At 37.7% G+C, this 4,194-nt stretch carries 4 protein-coding genes; 1 reads left to right on the top strand and 3 read right to left on the bottom strand.

Features of this window, described 5'->3' with window-relative positions:
- The 3 genes from DU53_RS11525 to DU53_RS11540 all read right to left on the bottom strand — a co-directional run.
- On the bottom strand, window positions 1–223 hold a 223-nt coding region (locus DU53_RS11525), incomplete at its 3' end, for an ATP-binding cassette domain-containing protein (RefSeq protein WP_153020861.1).
- A 432-nt stretch (window positions 224–655) separates the two neighbouring features.
- Window positions 656–1,576, bottom strand: a complete 921-nt coding sequence (locus tag DU53_RS11535; RefSeq protein ID WP_063728789.1) for a NosD domain-containing protein — start codon at window positions 1,574–1,576, stop codon at window positions 656–658.
- Window positions 1,577–2,222: 646 nt separating this feature from the next.
- Entirely contained in the window at window positions 2,223–2,435 is a 213-nt protein-coding gene (locus DU53_RS11540; protein WP_063728790.1) for a hypothetical protein, read from the bottom strand.
- A 243-nt stretch (window positions 2,436–2,678) separates the two neighbouring features.
- Between DU53_RS11540 and DU53_RS11545 the strand changes: the two genes are divergently transcribed.
- On the top strand, window positions 2,679–4,194 hold a 1,516-nt coding region (locus DU53_RS11545), incomplete at its 3' end, for a tetratricopeptide repeat protein (RefSeq protein ID WP_201030090.1).

A 4,194-nucleotide genomic window follows, 5' to 3' on the forward strand; every position in this document is an offset into this window, starting at 1 on the left:
AAATTTCAGGGTTACGATGTGGTTCTTTTCCAAAAACGCTAACATTCCCAGTTGTTGGAGGTATTAATCCACAAAGGATTTTTAAGAGCGTACTCTTCCCGGAACCGTTTAGACCTTTTATATAAACAAATTCACCCTTTTTCACGCTCAACGAGAAGTTGTCGAATATTTTCGGCCCATTGGCAAAAGAAAACGATACATTCTCCATAGACGCAACCGTCATCTTCTAACCTCCGAAGTCGTTTCAAGACTAGTATATATTTTTCTATATGATTTTCAAATTTCTTGCCTTCTGAAATGCAGGTGGAATGGGGGTTTCAGAAGGGCTTTTTTCTTGTGTTTTCGATGTTTTGAAAAAATCCACCTCTAACGTATCAGGAGATATAAAAAATTTTTCCAAACATTTCCAACTGTTGATCGGTAATAATACAGAAACTATCTGTGAGCGTTGACTGCTGAGTTCTTCGAGTTTTTCCTCGAGCTGTTTTACCCTGGATTTCTTTACGTTTTCCAAGCCGTCTTTTCTTCCATCGAGGTTTTCTTTGCCTTTATCTGTACCCCCTTGCCTTTACTTTATCTCTCTACTTATATGTCCAATTCTTCAGGGGAGCAGTAAATAGTTTTTGTTCCATATTTGGGAGCCGAAGGAAATTCATCAATCCTTTCTAACAAATAGCTTCAATATTTCAACAGAATCCTGTGGACAAAAAATGTGATTATCGGAGATGTTTTCTTTTCCATACACTGATCCATCGAAAGGTTTTTCGACACATTTTGAACATAGCTTGCATTCTTCTGTGGAAAGGCTCAAATCCCATTTTGTGGATTTAGAAAAAATATTGCTTTCCAGGGAACAATTGCCTTTTCCAGATAGTATTACTGCAACATGGTTGCGATAGAAAATATTCTTCGATAAATCTAGTTCTGAGACATCAATAAATTTTGCACCAATTACATTTTCAGAAAATTTGTTGTTCTGACTGTATAGCGTATCTACGTTGCTTACAAGAAGACCTGTTCCCATGTGTTTTACCAGGTTGTTGGTGAATTCTATGTTATTAGCTGCTGATACAAGCATTGCTGTTCCACGGTATGTGAAACCTCCTTTGATTTTTTCCTTAACACCATTGAATACCGAGGTAGATATCGAAAGTGACCCACCAGAAAATAATATAGCGGTGCCAGAGGTCTCAAACTTACAATTTCTGAAGCTCACGTTGCTCATTATACTTTGGAAAAGCCTTCCATTTCCTCTGAAATTTATTCCCTCAAATTTTAGTTCATCAGAACCAATAACAACAATCATAGGGATTTCCGAATCAATTGGTTCAAAATAAACTTTTCCTTTCTCACCAACTATCTCAAGGGATTTGTTTATGACAGCTTTTGTACTATAAACACCCGGCATGACAATAATAATGTCACCGTTTTGAGCGATATCAATAGCTTTTTGAAGTGAATCTATGCTACCTTCTGGATTGACTGTTATTGTTCTTACCATCTCTTCATCAGCAATCAGAAGTGTTGAAAGGACTAGCAAAACGGTGAAAAACATTAATGATTTTTTCAATAGCATACCTGTCCCCCCCGCAATTCACATTAAGAAGCTTTGTCTCAAATTCAAGTCAATTTCACGATGACAGCATGTCTCATAAGGAGTATCGAGAAGTGAATACCAACTACACGGATAAATTGTTACGCATTCATATTCACCAACACAGGTTTCAGGATAGGTGCACTGTGCGAGACAATACGCAGTACATGCTGCATAACAAACAGCATTTGTTCCACAAGTTGCACATCCTGCTACACATTGAGCGTAACAGGTCCAATCAGTGTATGCAGGTCGTACTTCCGTACACCAACATTCAGTGCGGGGTTCAGTTATACTGTCATCACATTCAACTCGAAGTGGTATTATACTTTCTACAGAAAACAATACTGTTGAAACCATAATTAGAAGAACAAAAACCATCCTTTTTAACATGCGAATCCCTCCTTTTGTTTCTTTATTTCCTAAGTACATGTTCCTTCGACCCCCAAATATGGGAAAAACTATTTGTTTTTAGGATATAAAAATCAAAAATCTTGCTATGTCAAGAAAGTGCTGTAAAAACATCCTTGTATCCCAAAAAAGACTACGACTCTGTATTTAGACATCACAATCTTGCTTTACCTCTAACACAACAAGAGATATAAAAATCCGGCTCATATATTTCCAACTATCGATCAGGTAATAATACAGAAATTATCTGAGTGTCTTGACTGCTGCTGAGTTCTTCGAGTTTGGAATTCAAAGAATTTTCGTACATGTTTTCCACACTGCCTTTGCTTGGACCATCTTTTGGACCAACCACATCATCTGGATCAGCCAGTAAAACTGAAAAATTAAAGAGTATAGATATTAAAAACAATGTGAGTATTTTTCTGATCATATTGACCACCTACTTTCTGTGGGCTACAATTACATTGTAGCAGTTTGCATATGATTTCAAAATTTATGGGTATTGCAACCCAGCTCTATAAGAATGTTTTGGGAGATAAAATATGGTGCATATTGGCTTTTCACGAAATTCATGGTGTAACACTTCATATGATGGGAGAGAAAAAGACTGAGAAGTAAGATAAAAGCCCTTTTACAGGTACTAGATAACAATGGCAGTTTTGCAAAACCTTTTGTGAATTATTATGAAAGCGTCGGCTTACCTTCTGGATGGAGGAGCTACATTCAAACCATTAAACTCGCGTGGAGCAGAAGGTACTTCAAAGCCCTGAAGTGTTTAGAAACGGCTCTAATAAAAACCAGAAAAAACGGAATTCTCTACTATCTAATACTCAGTAAGAAGATGAGTATTTTGCATTTTCTGGGACAGGAGGAAGCTACAGTTATTTATGACAAGCTTCGCAAAGAGTTTTCAAGAATTCCTACATTTTTGCGTTCAGCAGTGGCATCAAATTTACTAAACGTTTATGCAAGAACTGCTGATAACCCCAAAATGAAGAAGTTTAGGTTCTGGAGCGATTCTTATAAGAAAGATCAAAGTGGTTGGTGTTTTTTTCTTCTGGGAAAAGCCAGAGATTTTACAAAAAAAGGAGATGTCGTAAAGGCAAAAAGGCTTTTTCAGGAATGTATTGAAGAATCCCTTAAAGCTGATCACCCGATTGCAATTGCAACTGCTTATAACGATGCTGCCTGGTATTTAAGATCAACATATCCCGAAGATTCTATAAATTATGCCCGAAAAGCTGGCTACTTAAATGGAAAATATAGAGAAAGCCCAGCTTCAGCACTTCCGAGTATCGATACATTAATCGAGGTAGAAAAGGACTTTGTGAGTAAAGAAGTAGTGAACCTTGAGGTTTTTGCCGGATGTATGAAATGCGTACCAAAAGAAATGGAGAACCATATAAGGAAAAGATATGCTCATAGAATGATACTTTTACCAAAAATCCTCACCGATTTAAAAAAATCCTTATATGAAAACGATATGGAACTGAGAGAGTGGTTGAGTAAAAATATAAGTTCTATAAAGCAGACATCTTTACTTTCTGGAGTGGCAAGGGACCATCTCAGCAAATTGATTAACGGCAAAACCCAAACCGTCAGGGGTGAAACTTTAAGGAAGATAATCACCGGATTGAGAATCGAGGTTGATCCACTCAACGATCCTTATCCGGTCGTGAATGAATGGATAAAGATTCAGATAGATAAAGGCTTTGAAAATGCGATAACAGAGCTGGAAAAACTCAAACCATCCGAACGTGAAATATTAATCCTCTCAACATACACCGCTCTTTTGAACAGAAGGAAAGATTATCCTTACCTGAGCAGAAAGGGAACGCTTCTCCGTGCACTGGAACTTTGCAAAGGAGATCTCCTAAGGTTTAAAGAATTTACGGAAAATCGTTATGAAACAAAGAAATTCGTGGCTCAACTCTTCGAGCTTCATCCGTTTCTTGAAGGCAGGAGAGACCTTGTTTGGAAATTCTTGAAAGCCTTACCTGCGAGAAAAAGAAAAGAGTTCATCCATAAGTATCTTCAACTCGGAGATAAAGACAGAGGGGTAATAGATACCTTCATGAGAAACTACGTTCGCTACGACAGGAACTGGGGGCTGAGACCCAAACCTCCCGCAGAACTTTATCCCTTCACCCAGAAATACAGGCTAAAGAAAACCCAGACTGCCCTCGCTT

The organism is Kosmotoga sp. DU53, from assembly GCF_001639905.1.
Lineage (GTDB): Bacteria > Thermotogota > Thermotogae > Petrotogales > Kosmotogaceae > Kosmotoga > Kosmotoga olearia.